The sequence below is a fragment of the Burkholderia sp. F1 genome, assembly GCF_050813845.1.
Taxonomy (GTDB): Bacteria; Pseudomonadota; Gammaproteobacteria; order Burkholderiales; family Burkholderiaceae; genus Burkholderia; species Burkholderia ubonensis.
Genome location: NZ_CP172421.1, coordinates 566,440 through 590,047, shown reverse-complemented (window position 1 = coordinate 590,047; position 23,608 = coordinate 566,440). Strand labels below are relative to the sequence as shown.

Genomic DNA, 23,608 nt, shown 5'->3' with positions numbered 1-23,608 from the left:
GCGCACAAGCGCTAAGACGGCGGAATCTGGATGTCATTCTGGGCTTGTGCAACCGGAGAGATTTCAAAAACGTGGGCGTTGCTCCCGCGCTCCAATTGCCGCAAGGATGCTGTGTCCACACACACCTGCTCAACGGTCCCTGCGACCGACGATCGCATCCGGCGATTCGTGCCGATGGACGCACGGAGGCGCCTATGCAATGCGTTTCGTCAGGTCGATATTGTCGTAGTATACGGCCAGCCATGGTGGTCTCTCGATATGTACGCCAAGGTCAGGTCGTAGGCGATGTTCGCAGCATCGTCTACGGCCGCTTCGTCTCAAATTTCAACTGCCGACGCCTCGCTGCCCGATTTCTGCAAATTGCAGCGAGGCTTCGTTCAGGAAGTCAGCAAGCTCAAGCGCGTCTCATTGATTTCCCTTCAACTTCAGCCAGACCTTGTTGCGTAGCTGAATCGCCGCGGGCGAGCACATCTTGTACGGCTTGAGCCGATCCTTGTATTGCTCGGGCGTCTTGATCGCGGGATTGTTCAGCAATGCGGGATCGATGTAGCGCTCCGACCCGACGATCTCGTTGCTATACCGAATCGCGTTCGTCACCAGCGCGATGTTTTCAGGCCGCATCATCCAGTCGACGAACTTGTAGGCCGATTCGACATTGCGCGCTTTTGCCGGAATAAGCAGGCTGTCCATGAACAGCCGGATGCCCTCTTTCGGATAGACGAACCTGATGGTCGTCAGACGATCCTGCGCGCGCGCAGCGGCACCGTTCCAGACGTGTTGAACGGTGATTTGCCTGGAGGCGAGACGGTCGATCGTTCCGTCGTTGCTGTAGGTCTTCACGAAGGGCTTCTGCTTCTGCAGGACGTCGAGCACGCGCTTCGCGTCCTCGGGACGCTCCGTGCATTCATCCTGTCCCAGATACCAGCTCGCGGCCATATACAGTTCCTCCTCGACGTCCAGATCGCCGATCTGCCCGCGCAGCGCCTCGGGAGGCTCGAAAAAGGACTTCCAGCTGTCGTCGAGCCGGCCGCCCGGCACACGCGCGCTGTCGTACGCAAACCCGGTCAGGACGACCGTAAAGGGCATCGCGTAGTCCCGCTGAGGATCGAATGCCGGATGACGGTATTCCGGCTTGATGTTCGCGATATTCGGCAACTTGCTCTTGTCGAGCTTGAGCAACAGGCCGGATTTCACCAGCACCGGGACGTAATAGTCGCCGGCCACCACGACGTCGTAGCCGCCTCCTCCCGCCTGCAGCTTCTGGGTCAGCGCGGCATCGCTTGCATAGGTGTCGAGTGTCGTCTCGATACCGGTATCAGCCTGGAACTTCTTGAGCAAGTTCACAGGCAGGATGCCCGGCCAGCTTCCGATATGAAGCTCGGCGGCCTGCGTCGTAACAGCGGCAAGAAGCAACATCGCCCCGATTGTTTTTTTCATACTGTTCCTATCGCTTGGAGATTCGAGTGGTTTATTTCGGACTGCTTGGGCATGGATCTTCTTTTACCTCGCGCACCGATGATCCAGACCGCCATCAGTTGTATCGTCGAAAGGCCGATGACGACGGTCGAGACGGCACTGACCTTTGGCGTGATTCCGAGCTTCAATGCACCGAAGATGTACATCGGCAATGTGGTCATGCCGGCGCCGGCGAGAAAGTAGCTGGTGACGTAATCATTCATCGACGCGACAAACGACAGCAGCGCCCCTGCGACGATGCCGGGCAGAGCCAAAGGCACGGTGATTTGCCGAAAGGCGGCCCATGGCGTGGCCGACAGGTCCGCGGCGGCCTCGAGCAAGGTGCGATCGATCGTCTTGAGCCTGGCTTTGATCGGCAGGTAGGCAAGCGGCACACTGAACACCACATGCGCAAACAGAACGGCGCCGAATCCAAGCTCGGTCTCGAACATCGAGAACAGCATCATGGTCGCGATCGCCAGCACGATTTCGGGGATGCCAAGCGGAAGCGCGATGACAAGTCCTGCCGGGTCGAGACCGTGCCGATCGCTTCTGGACCACCAGGCGACCGCCGCACTCGTCGCGAGCGTGGTGGAGAGCACCATCGACGCCAACGCCAGCAACAGTGAATTCTTCGCGGCACGAACCAGCGTCGGATCGGACCACGCCTCAACGTAACCCCGAAGACCGAACCCGTCCCATATGAGGGCAGACGGACCGGCGTTGAAGCTCATCCCTATCACGGTCAGCATCGGCAGATAGAGGAACAACAGCGCTGCGCATGCGATTGCCCCGGTCAACGGAAACCGGCGCAGTTCACGCGAACTCATGAACACGCTCCTGTCGTTGAAAGAGCGAGCCCAGTCGAGACGCGAGCATTGCCACGAGCACAACCGCGAGCAAGACAAACGACATCGCGGCGCCCAAAGGCCAATCCCGTCCGCCGGCGAACTGGAAGTCGATCAGGTTGCCGATCATGAAAGCATGGTTGCCACCGAGCAGGCCCGGGATCGTATAGGAGCCCAGTGCGGGAACAAAGACGAGCCCTACCCCCGCCATGATGCCCGGACGGCAGCACGGTACGACGACATGGACCAGTGCGGCCGGCTTGTCAGCCCCCAGATCGTAGGCAGCTTCGAGCAGCCGCCAGTCGAAATCATCGAGCGCGGCGAAGATCGGCAGGATCATGAACGGCGTGAACGCATAGACGAGGCCGATCACCGTCGCGAGATCGGTGTAGAGCAGGCCGAGCGCCCCGTGCATGAGACCCGCTCGGCTCAATATCTGGTTCAGCAAGCCATTGTCCGCAATGACGATGATCCATCCGTACATCTGAACGACGACGCAGGTCCAGAACGGAATCGTAATCAGGATCAACAACGCAGCCTTCCACTTCCGGGAGCGCGTCGCCATAAACAGCGCCGTCGGGAATCCGATCAGCAGACATCCCGCGGTGGTCAGGAGGGCCATGGTCAACGACCGGGCAAAAATGGCGAGATAGCCGTGCTGAAGCACAAGCGAACCATCCCAGTCCCGATCGAAGACAACCCGCTCGTACGCCCGAGCAGTGAAGTCGCCCCACGCGACGCCGCCGAAGTCGAGCGGCACGCTGAACGAAACCACTGCCAGGACGATCATGGGAAGAACAACACCTGCGGCCATGACAAGCATCGCCGGGTTATATATCCTCCGCCATGATTTCAGCAGGTGGGCGATGGAGACTTGGCGCACTACCGATTACCTCAAATCAGTCGGTTCGATTGGCAGGAAGCGTATCAAATCGACTGCGCCATTTACAGGGGTCGCCCGTGCCGTTCGCGCCAATGTGTTACCCCCGAGCGCCACTACCATTATAAATTTGACGGACTGTATTTTTTGGCAAATTATTGCACATGCAGTAATTATCACAGTCAGGCATTATTTAGAACGATGTAGAGGCATTATAAGGTTGGCCAATCATCGAATCGCGATGAGTGGCTACGGGAAACTGAATCGCATGCCGATGCGCGGCTAGCGAGCCGTGCGGCACCAGGCTCAAACCTACCCGCGGTCCGCAGCGGTACAAGTGGATACCAATACGTCCTGGCGGCACCAACCAACCCTGGCGGACACCAGATTACGCGACCTTGGTTGAATCATTGACCTTTGAGGCATTCCTCGACGGCGATGCCTGAGCGGCTATGTGTCACCACGACAGCTATCCAGCTCCCGCCAACATGATCGTTGGCGGATTTGCAAAAATCGTGAGATAGTTGCATAAGCCGCACCATGTATATTTCATATAACGAGATGAGAGACGATAACGAATATGGCCATTGCTGAGAAGCTGGAATACCGCCGGATGACTGAGCGCGACATCGGCGCTTTTTATGACGTGCGATTCTCCGTGAGCGAGAATAGAATCCACCCCCACCAGGTTCACCTACTCAACCGCAACCTCTTGATCGAGAAAATCAGGCAGGGTGGCGGCTGGATTTGTGAATGTCGTGACGAGGCGGTCGGGATCTGTCTGCCGGTCATCACTGAAAAGCCGTTCATCACCGCGTTGTTTGTGAGGCCGTCGTTCCATGGCGCGGGTATCGGCCGCGAGCTGCTCGACCGTGCGCTGACATGGTTGAAGGAAAAGGGCGTGGCGCAAGTCACGCTCGTGACCGATCCGGGTTCCCGAGCCGACGGATTCTACCAACGTCTGGGTTGGACGCGCGGGGAACTGGACGAGTATGGATGCCAGATCGTGTTTACGAAGTCGCTAGCGAATTAGATATACAAGGAGTCGAATGAAGCCGGTAGCCGACGTGAGTCACCGCACTGCAGCGCAACGTCCAGCGCCGCTTCACACCATCTTCATCACGCTCGACTTCATGAAGCGTTTGGGGGTTTCCGTCGATGTCCTGCTGAGAGGCACGGGCATTTCTCCCTCAGACGTCGAGCGACCCAACGCAATGGTGACGCATGCACAGGAAATGGTGCTGTTTGCGAATGCACTCGAGGCGACCGGCGACACCGCGATCGGGCTTCATATCGGAAACGCGATCCCGGTGACATCGTACGGCCTGCGAGCCCACGCAATGCTGGTGAGCCCGACGCTGGGCGACGCGCTGCGTCTGGGCTTCGAGCATCCGTTGCTGGGAATCAGCTATTTCAGAATGAGGATTACGACAAAGGGCGATGTGGCCCGAATTACAGTCGGCGGCTATACCTATCGCGCCGACCTCCTTGTTTTGAATACCGACATGGTTTTCACCGCCATTCGCCGGGAAATGCACGATTTGATTGGACAATACCCTGAATTTCTCAGGATAGGGTTTGCTTATCCGGAACCGCCGCATGCAGAATCTTACGGAGCCTATTTCGACTGCCCGATCGAATTCAATTCCAGTGAAAGTTTTCTTGAGTTCGACCGGTCAATACTTGAAATCGAGCTTCCGCTTGCACATCCGATAGAATTCGAACTGGCAAAAAAGGCGTGCTCGAAGCGAGAATTCGAACTGGCGCACTGGGTGCCGTCTGACCTCATCGGGCGACTACTTGGCCTGATGTATGACAATCCCGCGTGTCAAGACGTCGCTGAGTTTTCTAGAGAGCTCGGTATTTCACTGCGCAGCTTGCAGCGAAAGCTTCAGGAAATGGGAACGTCGTTCAGTGCCATGCACAATCTTGTACGTCAAGATCTGACATCGCAATATCTCGCCGCAAAGGAATATTCGATCAAAGAGATCGCAGCACGATTGGGTTACAAAAATACATCCGCATTCAGCCGGGCGATGAAACGGTGGTCGAAAGGTGCGACTGAATGAACAATAGTTCAAACCTGCCTGCACAAGCGCTGTCACCTTCCACTCCGCCGACATACGTCACCCCACGGGCGTCGTGTCGTTTCAGATAGCTATGAAAATCGCCAATATGACCTTGTGTCATCCTGGAAATGTCGGAAATTTTCATTGCGCGCGCCCGGTCCGCTATCATCTCGTAGGTTTAGAATTGCTCTATGTTCAATCGTGACCACTGACCTTCAGAATCTCCAAGCGCAACTGCGTGAATTGAATACCCGTCTTGCGGACGTCAAGAAGGACGAGAAGCAAGCATATTTGGCAGCCGTGCAGGAGCGCGTTGCCCTGTATGGCATCACGGAAGACGAACTATTGAGGGCGGCGGGCTTCCGGAAGTCGCGCAAACAGCGGGCGCCGGCGAAATATTACGACTCGTCCACGGGCAAGACGTGGTCCGGCCATGGCCCCCGTCCGAAATGGCTCGAAGGGAAGAACCTGGACGACTACCTGATCGACCGGGCGGGGAAGCCGTGGTGGCCCGGTGAAGAAGTGTAGGATCTAGCACGAGCCGCGGTCGCAATCGGTCCGGCAGGACATATTTGCTTTACCGGAACTCAAATTCAGAGCAGCAGCGTCTTGGTCTCGTCGTCCGTTCCGTCCGTACCCTGGCGGTTTGTCGCTCCTGGCACCGGCTTGGATGCCATATCGCCTGCCGGGAGCTACTACAGAGCATTGCGCATGCGACTTCGACGTTCCATGTGGCAAGCTATTCCTCCCAGTCGTCGAGCGGCAAGATCACGACCAGTCGCTTCTCGTCCCCCGGCTTGTGCTTACGCGACATGCCAAGGCCCGCTGATTCCCCTCTCGGGGGCTCTTCTATTCTTTCACCTGCCCTTACGATCACGCGTGCGGCACAAGGTCATCTCGTTTGTCGACGCCCTCCCAGAGATAGCGCGTTCCACTTCCGGAGGAGGCCTCATGACTCTCCGCACGTTCTTGGATTGAAGAGTATTTCAAACACATATCACCTTCCTGAGCACGGCCAGCTACGGCCGCTCCGCCGCTGTATTTCCGCATCGGCGCACTTCGCTCGGGAGAATTCGTGAATTCCACCCTCTACACCGTCGTGCTGGTCGGCCTGGCACTCGTACTGGTCGCCATGTTCGCGTTCGGACTCTATTGGCTCGCCACCAAGGATCGTCCGACACCCCCTACTACGCCTGCTGCGTCTTCGCCGGTATTCTCCACAATCGACGAACACGATGAATGGGAAGCGCAGGCACCGTATCCCGATCATGCGCTGGGCGCGCTACACAACCCGGCTTCAGTATCGTCAAGCCACACAACATCCGCTCGATTGTCGTTCGCACCGCCCGAGTTCGATGAACCTGTTTTCGAAGCCGCGTCGCCCACACCGGAGGCGCATCGCGCGCCGCCGCCCTCCGACTACTTCTCCTATGCACCCCAACCGGCGACGGAAGCTGCCTCGTCCCCAGCGGGCGCACATGGCTGCCCGCATTGCGGCTCAACGCGTATCGAAACGCTCAATGTCGGTCGTAAGACCGGCAGTACGATCGGCAGCGTCGCTGGCGCGACCAGTGGTTTTGCCATGGCGTTGTCCGGCGCCGAAGCCGGCGCAGCAGTTGGTGCAATCGGCGGGCCGGTCGGCGCCGTGTTCGGCGGACTGGCGGGTGCGGTCGTTGCCGGCCTCCTCGGCAGCGCAGCCGGATCTGTTGCCGGCTCGGCTGTCGGCGCTGTGCTCGACGACAACGTGTTCAACAACTATCGGTGTCTAACGTGCGGCCACGGCTTCGGCTCGACCCTTCATTGAGACCGGTCCGTGCCGTCTGATCCGCGCAAAAGGTCGACAGCGCTCAATTGCCGAACGATTGGTCAGCATCGGCCGGCCGTCGCACCGCGTCGCGTTCGTCCATTCTCAGGAAGCCAACCATGCTCTATCCCTCTCCCCTCGACTATCTTGCCGCGTTCGCGCTCGCGTTCGTCGGTGGGGTACTAGTGGCCGCATGCCACTGCAAGTACGTCGGCAAGATCCGCAAGGAGATTGCAACCCATGCATGATCGCCGCGCATTCGATGACGACGAGGAATCATGGTCGCCACGTCCGTCACGATCGGATACCGCTGAATCCGCGCAATACCGCCCAGGCTCGGGGCTGATTTATCCGTGTCCGCAGTGCCAATCGCACCGTACGGAGCCGCGCCATGTCGCACGCCGTATTGGCGGAACCGTCGGTGCAGCGGCCGGCGCGACCGGCGCCGTTGCTATCGCTTTGTCTGGCGCGGAAGCCGGTGCGACGGCTGGATTAATCGCAGGTCCGATCGGCTCAGCGTGCGGTGGCGTGGCTGGTGCGATCCTCGCCGGCCTGATCGCTGGTGCGGCTGGTTGTGCAACCGGTGCCGCCTTTGGCGAAGCCGTCGACCAAAAGATTCTCGACAACTGGCGATGCCGCGCCTGCGGACGCACCTTCAGCGTTCAGCCTCGCTAATCCGCTGTTCGTTTTATTCCCCTCGTTGATTTCGTTCCGCCCGGCCTCGGCCGGGCTTTATGCACTGTGATTTTTCGATAGGAGTTCTCTCATGCATCTCGTTCAGACAATGGCCTATGTTGGCGCTGAACCCTGGCACGGTCTTGGCAACAAGCTCGCCCCGAAACAACCGCTCGAAGTCTGGGCGCGCGCCGCCGGGATGGACTGGCGGATCGAAGAAGCCGAAGTACGCTTCGTCGCGGCCGGCAACCGCAGCCTCGGCTCGATCCACGCGTTTCCCGAACAGAAGGTGCTTTACCGGTCGGACAACAAGGCGCCACTGTCCGTCGTGTCGGCCCGTTATCAGGTCGTGCAACCCGAAGAGATCCTGGAGTTTTATCGCGACCTGACGGAGATCGGTGGGTTCCAGCTGGAGACGGCCGGCGTGTTGAAGGAAGGCCGCAAGCTCTGGGCGCTCGCGCGCACTGGTCAATCCGGCACGCTCAAGGGCAAAGACGAGGTCAGCGGTTATCTACTGTTGGCCACCGCCTGCGACGGTACCTTGGCGACTACCGCCCAGTTCACGTCAGTACGTGTCGTCTGCAACAACACTTTGCAAATCGCTTTGGGTAACATTGCCGGGGCAATCAAAGTCTCGCATCGCTCTCAGTTCGATGCAGTTGCCGTTAAACGCCAACTCGGCATCGCGGTGTCGACGTGGGATGCGTTCATGGTCCGGGCCAAGGCGTTGTCCGAACGCAAGGTAACCGACTCGGCGGCCGAAGCATTCCTGCGGCGCGTCTTGACCTACTCGACGACCAATCTCCCCGATCGCGAAGCGGTGGCCGTCAACGAACGTGCTATCAAGGCGGTCGGCCAGCTCTATGCCGGACATGGAAAAGGCTCGGATCTGGCTTCAGCATCCGGAAGCGCATGGGGCCTTCTGAACGCAGTGACAGAGTATGTCGATCACCATCGCCGCGCGCGCAGTGACGATCACCGCCTCGACGCTGCCTGGTTCGGGGCAGGTGCGACATTGAAGCAGAAAGCGTGGGACGAGGCGATGAAGCTTGTCGCATGACCAAGCCCATCCCGCCTCTGGCAGTCGACATGCGCATTCAGATTCCGCGTGGAGCAGGGTTACGGTTCGGCGGCCGTTACGCCACGATCCTGCAAATCAAACCCCAGGGTACGACTGTCCACCTCGGAAACGGCAAGCTCGTGACCTTCGCGTACGAGGCATTGCGAGACGCCATTCACCGTATCGGTTCGGAATAGCCCGCGTATCGCCTCACCTCTCGCCCGGCCAGATTCGCTCTGCCGGGCTTTTTGCTTCTGGAGTCCATCATGACTACACCTCACCCCGAACCACCCCGCGCACGCAAACCGGCGCTGAAGCTCGTTAAGACACAGGAGCTGAGCCGCGACGACTGGCTCGCCGTTCGCAGAACAGGCATCGGCGGATCGGATGCCGCTGCTGCTGTCGGCCTGAACCCCTACATGAGCGCGCTGGAACTATGGCTCGACAAAACCGGCCGTGCCGACGATCTACCCCGCCCCGATCCGGACGATACGACGTCGCCGACGTATTGGGGAACGCTGCTCGAACCCATCGTCGCCGCCGTCTACACCCAGCAGACCGGCAACAAGGTGCGCAAGGTCAACGCCGTACTACGGCACCCAACGATCCCGTGGATGCTGGCGAACATCGATCGAGAAATCGTCGGTGCGCGCGACGTACAGATTCTCGAATGCAAGACCGCCGGCGAGTATGGCGCGCGGCTTTGGCGAGAAGGTGTCCCCGAGTACGTCCAAATACAGGTGCAGCATCAGCTCGCAGTTACCGGCAAATCGGCGGCGCATGTCGCCGTCCTGCTGTGCGGACAAGCGCTGGAAGTCCACCGGATCGAACGCGACGACGCGTTGATCGGACGGCTGGTCGAATTGGAAGCTCGTTTCTGGCGCTACGTAGAGACCGATACGCCGCCGCCTGCGGATGGATCGGAATCGGCCGATCGCGCGCTGCGGCACCTGTATCCCGGTAATGGCGAAACGATCGACTTCAGCGACAACCCTCGCCTGTCATCCGTGTTTGCCGATCTGGTCACGGTGCGAGCCGAGATCGAAACGCGCCAGCAGCTCGAAGCGCAGTTCAAGCAAATGATCCAGGAGGCGATGGGCGACGCCGTGCGCGCCGTGTTCGAAACCGGCTCCGTGTCATTCAAGCGCAGCAAGGATTCGTCCACTGTCGACCTAGCGCGACTGCTGGCGGACCACCCGTCGTTCGAACAGCAGTACGCCCTCTCGAAGCCCGGTTCCCGGCGCTTTCTCGTTTCCACCTGATTCCGATTCCCCATGACCAACCTCGAATGTCTCACGGAGATCATGACGTTCTCCCGGTACGGCGCGCTCGCGCAAGCGTTCGTGATGGACGCCCTCAGCAAGCATGCCGAACGCATCGCAACCGTTCCCCTCGACACCTTGCGGAAGCAATTCGGCGTTCACCCGCTCATCAGCGTCGAAGCCTGGCAGGGCGTCGCTCGGGAAATCCACACGAAGCTCGAAGCTCACTTCGCGCGGTAGTCAGCGCAGTTCCCTTCCCCTTTTCTATTTAGAGGCCTCTCATGATCAAGGGTTTAGCCCTCACGCCGCCCGTCGTTGGCCGTATCGCGATTGGCAAGATTGTCGAGAAGAACGGCAAGCGTCTGCCGGAAAAGGACGATCAGTTCACCCTCACGACTCAGGTCCAGCAGCGCGGCGAATGGATGCTGCACCCACTGAACGAAACGCTGCGCAAAGCAACGTCGGGCAAGCTGCGCGCGATTCCGGTTCGCATGCTGTTCAACGATCCGGATCTGAACTTGCGCGCCGAGTACTCGCTGTTCGACCGCGATACCGGCCGACCAGTGTGCGTCGGTAACGGCGAACAATGCCGGCGTGTCACCGATGCCGGCATGGAAGCCCTTCCTTGCCCGTCGCCGGATGGGTGCACCTTCAGCCGTCAGGGTGGCTGCAAGCCCTACGGGCGGCTCAACGTGATCATCGGCGACGACGACGAGCTCGGTTCGTTCATCTTCCGGACGACCTCGTATAACAGCATCCGGACGCTCGCAGCTCGCCTGCACTACTTCCGCGCGGCATCCGGCAACCTGTTGGCCTGTTTGCCACTGGAATTGAAGCTGCGCGGGAAGTCGACCGCGCAGAGCTATAGGTCGGCCATCTACTATGTCGACCTAGGCGTACGTTCAGGAAGCAAGCTCGAACAAGCGTTGATCGAGGCGAAGGAACTAGACACGCGCCGCCGGGCAGCCGGATTCGATCAGGCGGCGCTCGATACGGCGGCTCGACTCGGTTTCGCCAACGGCGCATTCGAGGATAGCCCGGATGAGCGCGCTGCTGTTGCAGAGGAGTTTTATCCGCAGGATGCGCCTCAATCGGACACTGACGAGGGTGGCTCCACCGACACACCTGCCACGCTTCGCCAGAAGCTCGAACGCAAAGCGGTCCTGCTCGGTGGCAAAGCGGCATGAGCGTTCGATACTGGGCGCTCTCGCTGGCGGTCCTGGCGACGGCGACTGCGCTCAGCCTGTCGATTCTGGCGGGCTGGCAGCGCGGAGGCACGCTACCGGAACGGCTCATCTGGATTGCGATCGGCGTGGTGCTCGTCACGAGCGCGCACCTGTTGCCGGCGTTGATTCGTGACTCGCCGATCGTCGTTCGTAGTGCGGGTAGCGTTTTATGGGGCGCATGTCTGGTAACGGCCTGCTACGGGCACGCAGTGTTTTTCGCGTTCGCCCAACAACACGCCGGTGAGCAACGGGCGTCCACGGTACAGGTGGCTTCCGCTCCGTCATCTGCCCGTAGTCTTACCGCTGTCATGGCAGAGCGTGTCGCCGTGACCGCTCAGCTCGCGACAGCCAACGCCCGTTACTGCGTTGGCAACTGCGTGACGCTGGAAGGTCGGCGCGTCACGCTCGCCGCGAAGATCGACGCGCTGAACGCCGAAGCCGACGACATCCGCCGTCAGCAAGTCGTGGTGGATCAAGTCACGGCGCGGCGTGACGCGTTACTCGCCGATCCCATCACGTCACGACTCGCCGCGTTACTCGGCGCGACGATCGCTCGCGTCGATCTGCTGACCGGACTTGCGTTCGCGGCCGTACTGGAGGGCGTGGCCTGCCTGTTGTGGACCGTCGCGCTCCGGTCGCCGTTACTGACGACTGAACCGGCCGTGACTGGTATTACGCCGCCGGCAGTCACCGTGACGCCCGCCGTGACTCAACCTGCAGTCGTGCCAGTCACCGACGCGGCCGGCATGACTCAGCCGGTAGTCATGCCCGTCACGGCGAGTCACGACGACGAGACCGTTAGTCGCAATTCCGTGACCCCGAGTCACGACCGTACCACCGACAGTCACGCGCCGCGTGACGAGCCGATTACGCCGTCACCGACCGCCGCCCCCATCGACAACCACCTGTCGCAACTCGTTCGGGATGTGGCTGCGGGTCTCGTCCGCCCCACCGTCGCCGACATACGCCGTCATCTGGGCTGTTCGCAATCTCGGGCGGCCGAACTACGCCGTCAGCTTGCCGAGCACAACGTGGCGGCATAAACCGCCGGGCTTCGTGCCCGGCGTTTCTCCTGTTCGTCTCCGTCTACCTTCTTTTCCGTCATGCCCCATGGACTCAACCGATCTCGTCCCAAGCATCAGCGTCACCAACCTCGCCAATCAACGCGTCGCCGTCGTCGAACGCGTGCGCGCCGCCCTCGATCTGCTCGGCGAAGCCCAGGTGCTCGCCAAAGCTGCGCATCTCGGATTTCCCCGGCTTGTGATCGATGAGAGCTACGGCTGTCGCGGCCGACCCACCGTCACGGGAGAATATGCAAAGCGCGACGAAGCCGAAGCCGCCATCGTGCGCCTCATCGACGTTCGCGGCTGGGACTACCTGCTGTCGGAATCGGGCCTGCGCACCTTCATGGACGCCAAAGCCCGTGAACAGTGGAGTAACCAAGTTACCGAAGGCGACGTTCCCGAACTAACGGCCGCCAATATCGAAGCGACCTTCGCGCAGCTTTACGGCGCGCGTGGCGACATGTTCGAGCGCGGTGTGCTCCAGTGCTTCCGACGACTGTCGTGGGACTATAAAACCAATCAGCCGTTTAAGTTCGGCAAGCGCATCATCGTGAAATATCTGCTCCCGCAGGGCAGTACGAATCACCGCGTCACCGACGAGCTGGATGACCTGATTCGCGTCTTCAGCGTGCTCGACGGCCAACCCGAGCCGGACCACCGGCACGGTGCGTACTGCCTCATCTCGGATGCGCAGTGTGTGCGGCAAACCGAAGCCGAAAATGCGTACTTCCACCTGCGCTGGTTCAAGAACGGTAACGGCCACTTGACGTTCAAGCGGACCGAACTGGTCGAGAAGATGAACAAGATTCTCGCGATGCACTTCCCGAACGCGCTCGCGTCGGAAGCACGGTAGCTCCCCTTTCATCCGTCAGGCGCACTCCGCGCCGAGACTTTCCCCTGTGTCTGCGAGATCGCATCCGGTTCCGCCGGAGGTTTGTGTTCGCCCGCTTTCAGGAAACCTTCATCATGACTCTACCTTCCACGATCACGATCCACGCCGGCCCTCGCTTCAGGCTCGGCCGGATCTTCGCGACGCCGGCCGCACTAGAGGCGATTGCCGACGCGCGCGTCTCGATCATCGATCTACTGATTCGCCACGTGCGGGGCGACTGGGGCGACCTGTCGGAATCCGACTGCCAGCAAAATGAGCTATCGGTCGAAACCGGCGCGCGTCTGTTGTCCAACTACGTGCTGCAGAACCGACAGACGATCTGGGTCATTACGGAGGCGGATCACTCCGCCACGACGTTCCTGTTGCCTGGAGACTACTAGCTGCGATCAGCGCGGTAGCGATGTCATTGGCTGATCCAGCAGCGCGTTGATGAAGGCGTGGGGGTCGGCATCAAGAACCCGCAGGAAGTCGAGCAGTTCGACGACATCGAGACGGCGCACGCCGCTCTCGACCTTCGACACGAAGGCTTGCGGCCGTCCGAGTCGATCCGCAACGTCTTGTTGCAGCAAGCCGCGTTGCTTGCGCACGTCCGCGAGCAGGGTCGCGATCCGCTGGTAGCGGGGGTCGTGGATCGGATGGGTCATGAAGAAATTCTAGATACACATATCAAATATCCTTTATCTGTATACGGTATATTTGGGGAATTTTAGATGTTTCAACTGGCCTGGTTCATCAGTGGCGCTATGACGGCGCTCGGCATCGCCCTCGACATGCACCGGCTGCGCGTCAACCGCGTTGGCCTTCGGCCGATCGGCTGGGTCATCGCGTCGACGTGCGTTGGGCCATTTGCCGGGGTGGCGTATCTGTTCCGGCGGCGGGCTGCATGGTCGGCGCTGATCGAATCGGTATGGCAGTTCGTTGGGGATGCGTCCTACCCCACTGATGTACGCAGGGAGCGGCTGATCGCGCTCGAACAAAGTGGCCTGCTGGGCTCGCCGGTCTTCCGAGCGTGTCTGGCCAAGCTGGATGGGGAAACCGACGAGTCAGCCTCGACGCACGACGCCAAGCTACCACGCGTCACCAACGGGGATGCCGGCCGGTCGATATAAGGAAAAAGCGATGCTTCATTCAACCACTGAAGTACACACCTGCGGGGCTGCCTTTCTCAATCCCTCGCACCCGGTGCGTCTCACGCATCGATCTTACCTAACAGCACTCGTCGAAGAGTTCCCGTAACGAATTCGTGCCCGGTTCTGGCAAGGCACGTTGTCCCCCTCGGATCGCCAGGACCATTTGCCGACCGGTTTTCCGGTCGGCTTTTTTATTCGGAATGCCCGGTAGCCATGACTGCCGGAATCATCAAATCAAGCGTCACTCAAGAAGGAACAGGCCAACATGAAGAACACGTTCAATACGGGGATGTCGAGGCTGGCGATGTGCGTCTCGCTCGCGACTGCGCTGGCTGCATGTGGCGGGGGCGGTGGTGGAGGCGGCTCCTCATCAGGGTCTACATCCACGCCAACTTCCCTGTTGTCGGGCAAGGCGATTGACGGTTACCTCGCTGGTGCTACCGTGTGCTTTGACAACGGTCAAGGTGCGTGCGACACCTCGCTTCCGTCAACCACGACCGATGCCAATGGCAATTACACGCTCAAGGTGTCGGGCAACGTGACCGGCAAGCAGCTTGACGTGCTCGTCACCTCGAACACGACCGACGGCGGCAACAAGTTCACTAGCACCTTCACAATGTCGGCGATCGTCTCCGGCAGCACGCAGAACGTGACGCCGCTCACGACGATGATTGTCTCGCAAATGAAAGCCGGGAAGTCTCAGGCGGATGCAACGGTGGCCGTGAAGAACCTCGTGGGCAATAGCGTTGATCCAAATGCGGACTACGTCGCTAACGGCGATAACAGCACGGCAGCAACCGCGGCCAGCATGGTCAGCCATATGACGGCGCTCGCCGGTCAGGGACCGATCTCGTGGTCGCAGGTGCAGGCCACGATGAATGCCTATGCGGCCAAGGGACATGTGGCCGGTGTCCAGCAGTCGGATGTCGATGCCCAGCTCGCCAATCCGGCTTTCAGCAAAGCAATCGACGCGACGGCGGCGCTCGCGAGCCCGCTCTATACGGTAGACGGTGATCTGACGCAGTTCATCGTCGGCAGCAGCGTTTCGATGGCACTCTCTCCTGTTCGGGAAAACTTCACGCTCAGCGGCTCGACGCTGTCGGTGACGCAGGAGGTGCAATCGAGCGGCAGTTGGTCCGCGGCCTCGCCGGTCGGTAGCTACGACGCCGGCTTCAGCGGTTCATGGATTTCGCTCGACGGCGGTGTGGGCGCATACGCGATGAAGGCCGATGGCTCCTGGACGAGTTGGCTGACAGCAGCGCAGCTGCATCCGTCGTACAGCCTGTCCGCGGCCGGCTCAAACCTCGTCGGCACCGATCCGAACACGGGCGACGCGGTGACCGTTTCTTACCGCACGGCTGATGTATCGGGCCAACCGCTGTCGAGCGCGTTGCAAATCGACTATCGCAATCCGGTCAGAGGCGCGATGACTGGTACATTCCCGTCCGGCACGACCGCCTATCTAGCAACGACTGCCTATGCAAACGATCGCCTGATGCTCGTGAACCAAGGACTTGGTATGCCTTGGATCAATGGCGCGGACGTGAACTCGTCGAACATCGTCAATGGGTCGGTCCTTTACACCCTCGGCGATCCGAACACGACCTACACGTCGGTACGGCAGGCCGTAGGGACTCAGACGGACATCGGCGGTGGCTGCCTGCTGCTGAGCATTCAGTCGGGAGGAGTCGCGCAAGTGGTCGAAAGCGGAAAGCCGGGCTGCACCTATAGCGGGACTGACACGAACAGCTATCCGGTCACGGGTTCGTGGTCTGTGTACTCGCGAACCGCCAACGTAATCACGATTAGCCTGCCTGCATCGATCGGTGCGCCGACCGTGCCGATCGACGACACGATCAAGAACACGATCAACGCCGGTGGCTCGCTGGTCGTGGCGCTCATGAACGGCAAGCTAATGGGCGGCTTTATGCTGCCAGCCAGCGCGCCGGCGACCGTTGCACAGTTCCCGTCGTCCGTCACCGACACCATTGCGACATCGATGCGCGCGGCCGCCACGAAGCTCGGCCTCACGCAGAACCCGTAAGCCAACGGCATCACGCTTGAAAGCGTCGATAGCTTTGCGCGCTATCGACGTATGTCGAGGTCGAGGTCCTTTGACCTTACCCGATTCTGGCAACGGACATTAGCCCTCGGATCGCCAGAACCGTTTCCGCCGACTGGTTCGCCGGTCGGCATTTTTTTCCTATTCTCCGGCAGACGCGGGACGCCACGAATCGCCCACAACTTCACCACCGCTCCAACAGGAAAGAAAATCATGAAGAACAAACGCAATACGGGAATCGCGCGCTTTGCGCTGTGCGCCGCCACGATGGCCATCCTTTCGGCGTGCGGACACAGCGCCCCTTCGGAAAGCGACGCGAAGCAGGCTGTCACAAACTCACTCGGGGACTGCAAGTACTTCGCGCTCAGAGACTTCCGGAAGGTGAACGGTATTCCCGGTGACAGCGGGAACGGCTACCGGGTCGAGGTCCACTACACGGTTCGCATGTCGCCGGACAACGACGTCAGGGACCGGGTAAAGCAATGGAGTGCGCTTTACGACCGGTATCAATCCATGAAAGCCGATGCCGAACGGAAGTCGACGGATTTCTACAACAGCAAGCAGGCCTATGTCGACGCCAACCCGAGCGATCTGGATGCGGGACGCACGTTCGAACAACAGCATCAGGACGAGTACAAGCCGATGATCGACGAAGGGATCGAGGTGGGCAATCTGGCAAGCCAGGTGAATCAGATCAATCCCGCCAGTTTCTTCCAGGGCCGCATCCGGCAGGCGTGTCCCAATGTGGGCTACCCGTTTTTCAGCAATTTTTTCAGGGGGAAGTGGGCGGACCTCGCTGACGACGTCGACGTGGAGTTCGCGCAGACGCTGGACATGATCAAGACCGACAATGGATGGCAGGCCGCACGCTGACTCGCCTGCAATTTCCCTGGTGCCTGCTTCCCGCCCCGCAGCGGCAGGCTTTCGTTGCCGTTATTCAGATATAACACTACCCGACATGCTTGAAGCAATGGACAAGCAACGAGGCGACCTGACTCCCGATGCCCCCTCCACGTCGCCGGTGCAACGCTGCTTCTGCTAGCAGGCAAACGGTCGGTGCGAGCGAAACGCCGCCATGGGGACGCAAATGCGCACTCGATCTGCTCGACGCCCTGCTCGAACTCGCCACACTGCACGGCTTTGCGCAGGCAGAGGTGATGCGGACGAAGCTGATCACCGGTAGCCGCCCGAAGCGCACCCAGTTGCTGGCTGAAGTCGCCTTTGATGCGGTGCCCGCATCTGCACTGCTGGACGTGATACGGCAGTCGGGCTTCTATATCGGCGAATGGCTTTAGTTCAAGTCCAGATATGGCACACGTGCGACTCGGGGCGGACATAGACGGGTGTGCCGCATGGCACACCCGTCTGGCTTTACGTCGGGCCAACTTTTTTTTGGCGATCGGAAAAGAGAAATAGGAAAAGCGTTACTGCCGCTTTACAAATGGAACACTGATATCTCGCTGCAACGCAACTCCATGCCTCGACCCACCCGTATGATGCAACCGCTCAACGAAACGAGCCCTCCGATAAGGCAAGGCTGTTCGTCATTGGCCGCCGATATCGACAAAATCAATTTGGAAGCGCTCTGAGTTGCGGACGGCCATCCGAAAGACAGGATTGAAGCCCCCTGCCCTGATGAAATCAATGTGTTGAATGACATCGTCGGGCTTCATCCGCTCACCAAAGATGACCTCTCTAAGAGCGTCCTTTTCGAACTTGAGCGCCCCGAACCCTTCAGTTTTCACTTTCTTGTAAGAATACGTGTGATCTCTCATCACCCGCTTTCGGAGCTCACGCCCTGCTTCACCAGGGTAATCGGCCCTCGCCTCCATCATCGCCTTGCGCGACCTCGCATCACGGGTAAATTTTTGATACCACTCGTACCTAGCCGGGTTGACCGATCGGAACTCTCGCTCGTAGGCCCATTCCGACGATTTCTGGAAGAGGGTAATCGCGCCTAACTCCGCTTCCGAGTGCGCCCAGAAATCAACCTTTCGATAGCTTGTTGAATACTGCATCTCGGAAGCTGGGGGCAGGCCAGTAGCACCCCAGTCGAACCCGAGACACAGCCCCCTATGTTCGCTGGCGTAGTGAGCCCACAACAACAAATTGTGCTTCTCTGCTGATAGTGCCAAAGCACCGAAGTGATCCATCACGTCCCGATAGTAACGTGCGTAGTCGAACCGCTCGTGGACGATCATATCCATCACGCTATCTACATTTTTCGTCGCTTGACTCCACGTCTGTTGAACGCTGGGAACAGTCGCATAAGGGTCTGTTTTGGCCCGCTCACGTGCACGACGACGTATCACCCTGAAATGAAGATCGTACGCTTCATCCTTGTCAGCGCCGAAATCGAATGAGATACGTCCGTCAAAAGGATCATTGAATGTCGACGGCTTCGCATAGTAGAGTGCCGACCCCGAAAAAATCCTTGCCGTGTTGCAGTGTGGCGTGTCCGCGAAATTGATCGGCGAGCGATATTTGTAAAGTAGCGTCATGTTTTTTCGCCAGGGTTGGCAGCATTGTTCGATTCGGCTCGACCGGAACTCGACAATCGTTATCGCTCCGGCGACGGTTTTGAAGGTCCCCCGGACTGTACATCAGAAAATTCTCGTCAACTGCGTTGGCGCCGACGTAACCGCCGCTTCACGATTTGAGAATCATCCGGCATCGTTTCCCCATCGTTGGGAGCAAAAAATACGGCACCACTTTGGCCGGGTGACGGCATACCACTAGTGGCGGACGGGATCTTCTCACTAAATTGCCGAAAGTAGATGCTGCGCTGCTCATCGAACTGCATGTGAAGACGCTCAATGTCGAGGTGCTTGACCAGTTCAACCAGCAATACGTGGGGCTGCCGCCGGTCCGCTTGCGCCAACTTCATTGATTGGTTAATCGCCTCTCGCGCCTTTTCGCCGCGCCCCCGCAGTATGTTCGTGCGTTGCGTAGGTGGTGCCGCCTCCCGAAACATCTCGTCAATCCATCCCGACTTCGCCAGATCATCGAATCCGCCCGGCATTTCCATGCGCTGACGCACGCGTTGGTATATTCCAATTTCGAATGCGAACGCATCGATCAACGCTCGCTCAGGCAGGGCGATATAAGTGTCGCCACGACCGATCTGGCGGATGTCCCATGCGCCAATGAGTTCCTTAAGTGCATCAGGCGGTTGAGGCGGTTGTGCGAGCGTATCGAGGATGTCGTATTGCAACGATGCGGCGAGCAGTTCCGCAACCTCGACCAATATCTCCAGCCCCTCGTCCCCGGCTTCGCTGGGGGGCGGGTCGATCACATCGAACTCGACCGCTTTCGCGGCCTTGCGCGGCCGGTTGAGTTTTGCAAACGCGCATACACTACTGACCGGTTTGGAGAGCGCGCCCGGTCGCCCAATCCTTGCTATTGCGTCCAACTGGTCCAGAGCCTTGATGACCGCCGGCGAGCGATAGTTGGTACGACCACCCTTCGCTTCAAAGAGATGCCACTCGCTGAGTTGATCCAGAACAAGCAAGTCCGGCACCTTGCCAATGCGAGCGCTCGGGCGCGCACGCGTGGCCACAGTCGCCTTGCTTCTAGTCCCGATTACCGCGGCCGACCGAACGAATGCCGCTGACGTGAAAATCGCCTGATGCAGTACCTTGCAAGGCCGCCTGTTCGGCGGCAACCAACGATCTGCCGCAAGTCGCGTCGCGATCTGCCCCATGTAATAGGACACGGTGCTCCATTCAGACGTTTCAACGTATCGCGAGAACTGCTGCGGTACGACCGCGCCGGCCGAAAACTCGAACATGCTCAACACCCATTCGACCCGCGCCCTGAGGAACGAGCAGAGCGCGGCGCGTTCCGGCCCGCTCATCAGGAGCGTTGATGGCCAGTCCTTCTTCGGACCGTACCCGGTCTCGAACGCAGCACGAGCCACCTCGCTGCGAGATACGCGCGAACGCGTTTGTGGCGTGTGCGTCGCGTCGAATGGACATGCCCTAATCGAATCGAAGTCGTCAGGGAAGCGGGAGGGAAACTTTTTCGTCCTAGCTGATGTGGAGGTCGTGGCCCGTGGCTTAGGAAGCCAATAATGAAAGCGGCTTGTCAAGGCAGTCTCGTCGTCGTTATGTGATTGTGCGGTTCCTGAAAACGCCCCGGATATCATCGCTCGAACCCCGCGTCGAGCCGGCAATATTGTAGTCCCTGAGCAGACGCGCAGTAGAATCCGGTTCGGCCCGTTTGAGTGTCACTGGAAACGGCGGAACCCCGCGATCGCCCTCGTTTCGTGAGCTTGTAAAATTCTGCACGACATGACCATGTACAAGCCGGGAGATTAATGGACTACCGCGTCACCTACGAACATAGCCTCGGGAATGCACCGGACGACTTCATTGTTCACGTGCCGTCGCAACTCGTCGAGGGCGTGCCGGCGAACATCCCCAGAACGCTGTTGCCGGAGTACATTGCCGATTTGATTCAGCAGCGCTCGCCGCAGATCGGGAAGATTCGCAACTTGCGCCTGCTTTGATTGAAGTCCCTCCAGTATTGGGGTCGCCCTCTCGGGCACCCGCAGCGAGCCGAGCACGCCTGACATTGAGGCACTGCCCACCGGCGCATCAGGGTATTGCTGCACGGCGTACTGGTAAATGCCTGGATACGCATAGTTCTGTCCGATCGCGAAAGCCATTTGTGCCGGCAACTGATACGCGTCCGTTGACGGTGCGAGGATTTTCGCGCTACCAGCTACCAGATAGACACCGTACGGAATGTTGATCGACCCATCCGCAGTCGCGGTGCACTGGAAGCCGTTTGCCGCCGAGGCCCCAATGCGGAAATCGAGCTGATACCAGTTGCCCATGTCGATGCCTTGACCGCCATTGGCTTGGGAGCTGTGGCCAAGTTCGATCGTTAGCACGGGCAGGATGCCATGTGGCGACGGCAGATTGGTAAGTTGGCTTCCGTCGACTGCTGGCAATCTACCGTTTGCGTCGAGCACGGTAATCCCCAGTTGCCGTGCCGGCCCGCGACTTCGGGATCGCGGCGTCGGCCGTGTCCTGCGCGGACTGTGCCATCGACCGCGCGCTTGTCGCGTTTGCTGCAATAGACTGCAGGCCCGGGGCGAGGCCAGTAATCGCACCAGCCAGCGCAGCCAACGACGCAGAAAAAGGTTGTTGCGGGTTCGACATGACGCGCGCCTCAACATGAATAGGAAAAGGCCAAACCATAGGATTCGCCATTCCGGTGCCCATGCTTTCCCGCCCCAAGGCGGACATACCGCTTCCGAGCAAACAAGCGGCGTTCAGCCATTGCATCAGATGGCCCGCTCGTCCCCGACCTGATAAATTACGGCCTTCGCTACCGAATACGGCACACAGCGCAATCAATGCCGGTCGACGCGCCGCTACGGCGAGCAGTAGGCGTCCCGTCCGGCAAACCGCCTAGCACCCCCCACGTAGCGCCAAAAACTGGGGGCAGATGCGTCTGGGTTTGATTGCGGATGCCGCGCGGACCGGCGAGGGATGCGAAACAAGCCAACTCGATTGATCGACTTATGTGCGCCGGGTGCCCATCGTGCGCAACGGCGAGGAAATGAATGCCAACACTAAACTGGATCGGCAAAGAAGCCGTCGTCAAACACCACAAGGAAGTACCGTTTCGCTTGCTCGAACCAGTGCCGGAACTCTCCTGCGGGACCGCAGATAGCGGCAACTTGATTGTGCAGGGCGACAACCTGCATGCTCTTAAAGCCCTGTTGCCGCGCTACGCCGGCCAGGTAAAGTGCGTTTACATTGACCCACCTTACAACACCGGCAACGAAGGTTGGGCCTACAACGACAATGTCAACAGTCCTGAGATCCGCAAGTGGCTGGGCGCGGTAGTCGGCAAGGAAGGCGAGACGCTGGATCGCCACGACCGCTGGCTTTGCATGATGTACCCGCGACTAGTATTGCTGAAACAGTTCCTGCGCGAAGACGGTGCAATCTTTGTATCCATTGATGACAACGAGGTCGCGACACTCCGGTTGTTGATGGACGAGGTGTTTGGAGCAAAGAACTTTGTCGCGACCGTTCTTTGGCAGAAGGTCTATTCGCCCAAGAATTCCGCACGCCATCTCTCCGAGGATCACGATTACATCGTTATATACGCAGCTAAGGCGGATTCATGGAAGCCAAATCTGTTGCCGCGTACCGAAGAGCAGAATTCCGCATATAAGAACCCCGACAACGATCCGCGTGGCGTATGGAAAACCAGTGACTTGTCGGCGCGAAACTACTACTCTGAAGGCACCTACCCAGTAACCTCGCCTTCGGGTCGGGTCATTGATGCACCTCCGAAGGGACGCTATTGGACGGTGTCCAAGGAGCGTTTCGAGAAATTGGACAAAGATAATCGAATCTGGTGGGGAAAACAGGGAAATGCCATTCCCCAGGTCAAGCGTTTCCTGCATGAAGTTAAAGATGGCCGCGTACCACAAACGATGTGGTTCTACAACGAGGTCGGGCATACGCAGGAGGGCAAAAAAGAACTGCTCGAGCTAGTTGAATTCGACACTTCCGACGACGTCTTTATCACTCCAAAGCCGACGCGGTTGCTCCAGCGCATCCTGCAGATCGCCACCGACAAGGACTCCATCGTTCTAGACAGCTTCGCTGGTTCCGGCACCACAGGGCACGCGGTTTTAAAACAAAACGCCGAAGATGGCGGTTCCCGGCGCTTTATTCAGGTTGAGATGCTCGACAACGTCGCGCGTAATGTTACTGCTAGCCGAATCAAACGGGTCATCACCGGCTACGACAACAAGAACGGTGACCACGTCGAAGGACTTGGTGATGGCTTCCAGTTCTGTCGACTGTGCCCAGAACCGTTGTTCGACGCGAACGGGCAAATTCGAAGCGACGTAACGTTCGCCCAACTCGCAGAGTTTGTTTGGTTCGCCGAAACAGGTACCGGGTACACGGGCCGGGCAGACAGTCCGCTCCTCGGCGTGAACGGTGGTCGCGCAATCTATCTGCTGTACAACGGCATACTCAAAGACAAGTCCATTGCTGGAGGCAATGTGCTAACCAGTCCCGTTTACAACGTGCTTCCTAAGTTCGCCGGACCGAAGGTTATTTACGCGGCGGCAAATCGCATGGGCGGTCGCGCTGCGCGCGAAGGCATTACGTTCAAACAAACTCCGTACGCACTGGGTGTGTGAG

The 23,608-nt window shown here is 59.3% G+C and carries 27 protein-coding genes; 20 read left to right on the top strand and 7 right to left on the bottom strand.

Features of this window, described 5'->3' with window-relative positions:
• Positions 1-405: 405 nt before the first annotated feature.
• The 3 genes from ACFIMZ_RS02925 to ACFIMZ_RS02915 are packed head-to-tail and all read right to left on the bottom strand — an operon-like array spanning position 406 to position 3,117.
• A complete protein-coding gene (locus ACFIMZ_RS02925; protein ID WP_431821320.1) occupies positions 406-1,437 on the bottom strand; it encodes an extracellular solute-binding protein in 1,032 nt (343 codons plus the stop codon).
• Entirely contained in the window at positions 1,434-2,285 is an 852-nt protein-coding gene (locus ACFIMZ_RS02920) for an ABC transporter permease (protein ID WP_431821319.1), read from the bottom strand. The genes ACFIMZ_RS02925 and ACFIMZ_RS02920 overlap by 4 nt, the downstream gene beginning before the upstream one ends.
• Positions 2,272-3,117, bottom strand: coding sequence for an ABC transporter permease (locus ACFIMZ_RS02915; protein WP_431822415.1), 846 nt, complete (start codon positions 3,115-3,117; stop codon positions 2,272-2,274). The genes ACFIMZ_RS02920 and ACFIMZ_RS02915 overlap by 14 nt, the downstream gene beginning before the upstream one ends.
• Before the next feature lie 646 nt (positions 3,118-3,763).
• Between ACFIMZ_RS02915 and ACFIMZ_RS02910 the strand changes: the two genes are divergently transcribed.
• The 14 genes from ACFIMZ_RS02910 (at position 3,764) to ACFIMZ_RS02845 (ending at position 13,615) form a co-directional block, all read left to right on the top strand.
• On the top strand, positions 3,764-4,216 hold the full coding sequence (locus ACFIMZ_RS02910; RefSeq protein WP_420291481.1) for a GNAT family N-acetyltransferase: 453 nt from the start codon (positions 3,764-3,766) through the stop codon (positions 4,214-4,216).
• 16 nt (positions 4,217-4,232) lie between these two features.
• Complete coding sequence (locus ACFIMZ_RS02905; protein WP_431821318.1) at positions 4,233-5,252, top strand: AraC family transcriptional regulator ligand-binding domain-containing protein; 1,020 nt, start codon at positions 4,233-4,235, stop codon at positions 5,250-5,252.
• 201 nt (positions 5,253-5,453) lie between these two features.
• Positions 5,454-5,780 (top strand): H-NS family nucleoid-associated regulatory protein, encoded by a 327-nt coding sequence (locus ACFIMZ_RS02900; protein WP_059890333.1) that lies wholly within the window; start codon positions 5,454-5,456, stop codon positions 5,778-5,780.
• Between the two features lie 547 nt (positions 5,781-6,327).
• Entirely contained in the window at positions 6,328-7,056 is a 729-nt protein-coding gene (locus tag ACFIMZ_RS02895) for a hypothetical protein (RefSeq protein ID WP_431821317.1), read from the top strand.
• Between the two features lie 119 nt (positions 7,057-7,175).
• Positions 7,176-7,304, top strand: a complete 129-nt coding sequence (locus ACFIMZ_RS02890; protein WP_258179705.1) for a hypothetical protein — start codon at positions 7,176-7,178, stop codon at positions 7,302-7,304.
• A complete protein-coding gene (locus ACFIMZ_RS02885) occupies positions 7,297-7,731 on the top strand; it encodes a hypothetical protein (protein ID WP_431821316.1) in 435 nt (144 codons plus the stop codon). Before ACFIMZ_RS02890 ends, ACFIMZ_RS02885 begins: the two co-directional genes overlap by 8 nt.
• A gap of 91 nt (positions 7,732-7,822) precedes the next feature.
• Positions 7,823-8,791 carry a DUF932 domain-containing protein gene (locus tag ACFIMZ_RS02880; protein ID WP_431821315.1) on the top strand — a complete coding sequence of 323 codons (969 nt, stop codon included), beginning with the start codon at positions 7,823-7,825 and terminating at the stop codon, positions 8,789-8,791.
• Entirely contained in the window at positions 8,788-8,988 is a 201-nt protein-coding gene (locus ACFIMZ_RS02875; protein WP_322041458.1) for a hypothetical protein, read from the top strand. The genes ACFIMZ_RS02880 and ACFIMZ_RS02875 overlap by 4 nt, the downstream gene beginning before the upstream one ends.
• A gap of 69 nt (positions 8,989-9,057) precedes the next feature.
• Entirely contained in the window at positions 9,058-10,053 is a 996-nt protein-coding gene (locus tag ACFIMZ_RS02870) for a YqaJ viral recombinase family protein (RefSeq protein ID WP_431821314.1), read from the top strand.
• A gap of 12 nt (positions 10,054-10,065) precedes the next feature.
• Complete coding sequence (locus ACFIMZ_RS02865) at positions 10,066-10,293, top strand: hypothetical protein (RefSeq protein ID WP_431821313.1); 228 nt, start codon at positions 10,066-10,068, stop codon at positions 10,291-10,293.
• Positions 10,294-10,334: 41 nt separating this feature from the next.
• Complete coding sequence (locus ACFIMZ_RS02860) at positions 10,335-11,240, top strand: phage capsid protein (protein WP_431821312.1); 906 nt, start codon at positions 10,335-10,337, stop codon at positions 11,238-11,240.
• Entirely contained in the window at positions 11,237-12,322 is a 1,086-nt protein-coding gene (locus ACFIMZ_RS02855; protein WP_431821311.1) for a hypothetical protein, read from the top strand. The genes ACFIMZ_RS02860 and ACFIMZ_RS02855 overlap by 4 nt, the downstream gene beginning before the upstream one ends.
• A 67-nt stretch (positions 12,323-12,389) precedes the next feature.
• Positions 12,390-13,196 (top strand): DUF4942 domain-containing protein, encoded by an 807-nt coding sequence (locus tag ACFIMZ_RS02850; protein ID WP_431821310.1) that lies wholly within the window; start codon positions 12,390-12,392, stop codon positions 13,194-13,196.
• A gap of 113 nt (positions 13,197-13,309) precedes the next feature.
• Complete coding sequence (locus ACFIMZ_RS02845) at positions 13,310-13,615, top strand: hypothetical protein (protein WP_431821309.1); 306 nt, start codon at positions 13,310-13,312, stop codon at positions 13,613-13,615.
• Between the two features lie 6 nt (positions 13,616-13,621).
• Here the strand turns inward: ACFIMZ_RS02845 and ACFIMZ_RS02840 are convergent, their stop codons facing one another.
• A complete protein-coding gene (locus ACFIMZ_RS02840) occupies positions 13,622-13,879 on the bottom strand; it encodes a helix-turn-helix domain-containing protein (RefSeq protein ID WP_431821308.1) in 258 nt (85 codons plus the stop codon).
• A gap of 66 nt (positions 13,880-13,945) precedes the next feature.
• On the opposite strand from ACFIMZ_RS02840, the gene ACFIMZ_RS02835 reads away from it, so the two are divergent.
• From ACFIMZ_RS02835 to ACFIMZ_RS02820, 4 genes are all read left to right on the top strand, one after another.
• A complete protein-coding gene (locus ACFIMZ_RS02835; protein WP_431821307.1) occupies positions 13,946-14,344 on the top strand; it encodes a hypothetical protein in 399 nt (132 codons plus the stop codon).
• Positions 14,345-14,630: 286 nt separating this feature from the next.
• Complete coding sequence (locus tag ACFIMZ_RS02830; RefSeq protein WP_431821306.1) at positions 14,631-16,409, top strand: hypothetical protein; 1,779 nt, start codon at positions 14,631-14,633, stop codon at positions 16,407-16,409.
• 231 nt (positions 16,410-16,640) lie between these two features.
• The gene (locus ACFIMZ_RS02825) at positions 16,641-17,300 is read left to right on the top strand and encodes a hypothetical protein (protein WP_431821305.1); all 660 of its coding nucleotides are present in this window, start codon (positions 16,641-16,643) and stop codon (positions 17,298-17,300) included.
• 128 nt (positions 17,301-17,428) lie between these two features.
• Positions 17,429-17,722 (top strand): hypothetical protein, encoded by a 294-nt coding sequence (locus ACFIMZ_RS02820; RefSeq protein WP_431821304.1) that lies wholly within the window; start codon positions 17,429-17,431, stop codon positions 17,720-17,722.
• 249 nt (positions 17,723-17,971) lie between these two features.
• Here ACFIMZ_RS02820 and ACFIMZ_RS02815 read toward each other — a convergent pair whose 3' ends face one another.
• Together ACFIMZ_RS02815 and ACFIMZ_RS02810 are read right to left on the bottom strand one after the other, a co-directional pair.
• The gene (locus ACFIMZ_RS02815; RefSeq protein WP_431821303.1) at positions 17,972-18,928 is read right to left on the bottom strand and encodes a DUF2971 domain-containing protein; all 957 of its coding nucleotides are present in this window, start codon (positions 18,926-18,928) and stop codon (positions 17,972-17,974) included.
• A 116-nt stretch (positions 18,929-19,044) separates the two neighbouring features.
• A complete protein-coding gene (locus ACFIMZ_RS02810; protein ID WP_431821302.1) occupies positions 19,045-20,283 on the bottom strand; it encodes a hypothetical protein in 1,239 nt (412 codons plus the stop codon).
• A gap of 462 nt (positions 20,284-20,745) precedes the next feature.
• Here ACFIMZ_RS02810 and ACFIMZ_RS02805 point away from each other — a divergent pair, with 462 nt between their 5' ends.
• Complete coding sequence (locus ACFIMZ_RS02805) at positions 20,746-20,937, top strand: hypothetical protein (protein ID WP_431821301.1); 192 nt, start codon at positions 20,746-20,748, stop codon at positions 20,935-20,937.
• Between the two features lie 448 nt (positions 20,938-21,385).
• Here ACFIMZ_RS02805 and ACFIMZ_RS02800 read toward each other — a convergent pair whose 3' ends face one another.
• Positions 21,386-21,721, bottom strand: coding sequence for a hypothetical protein (locus tag ACFIMZ_RS02800; RefSeq protein ID WP_431821300.1), 336 nt, complete (start codon positions 21,719-21,721; stop codon positions 21,386-21,388).
• A gap of 281 nt (positions 21,722-22,002) precedes the next feature.
• Between ACFIMZ_RS02800 and ACFIMZ_RS02795 the strand changes: the two genes are divergently transcribed.
• Positions 22,003-23,607 (top strand): site-specific DNA-methyltransferase, encoded by a 1,605-nt coding sequence (locus ACFIMZ_RS02795; protein WP_431821299.1) that lies wholly within the window; start codon positions 22,003-22,005, stop codon positions 23,605-23,607.
• Position 23,608 lies beyond the last annotated feature (1 nt).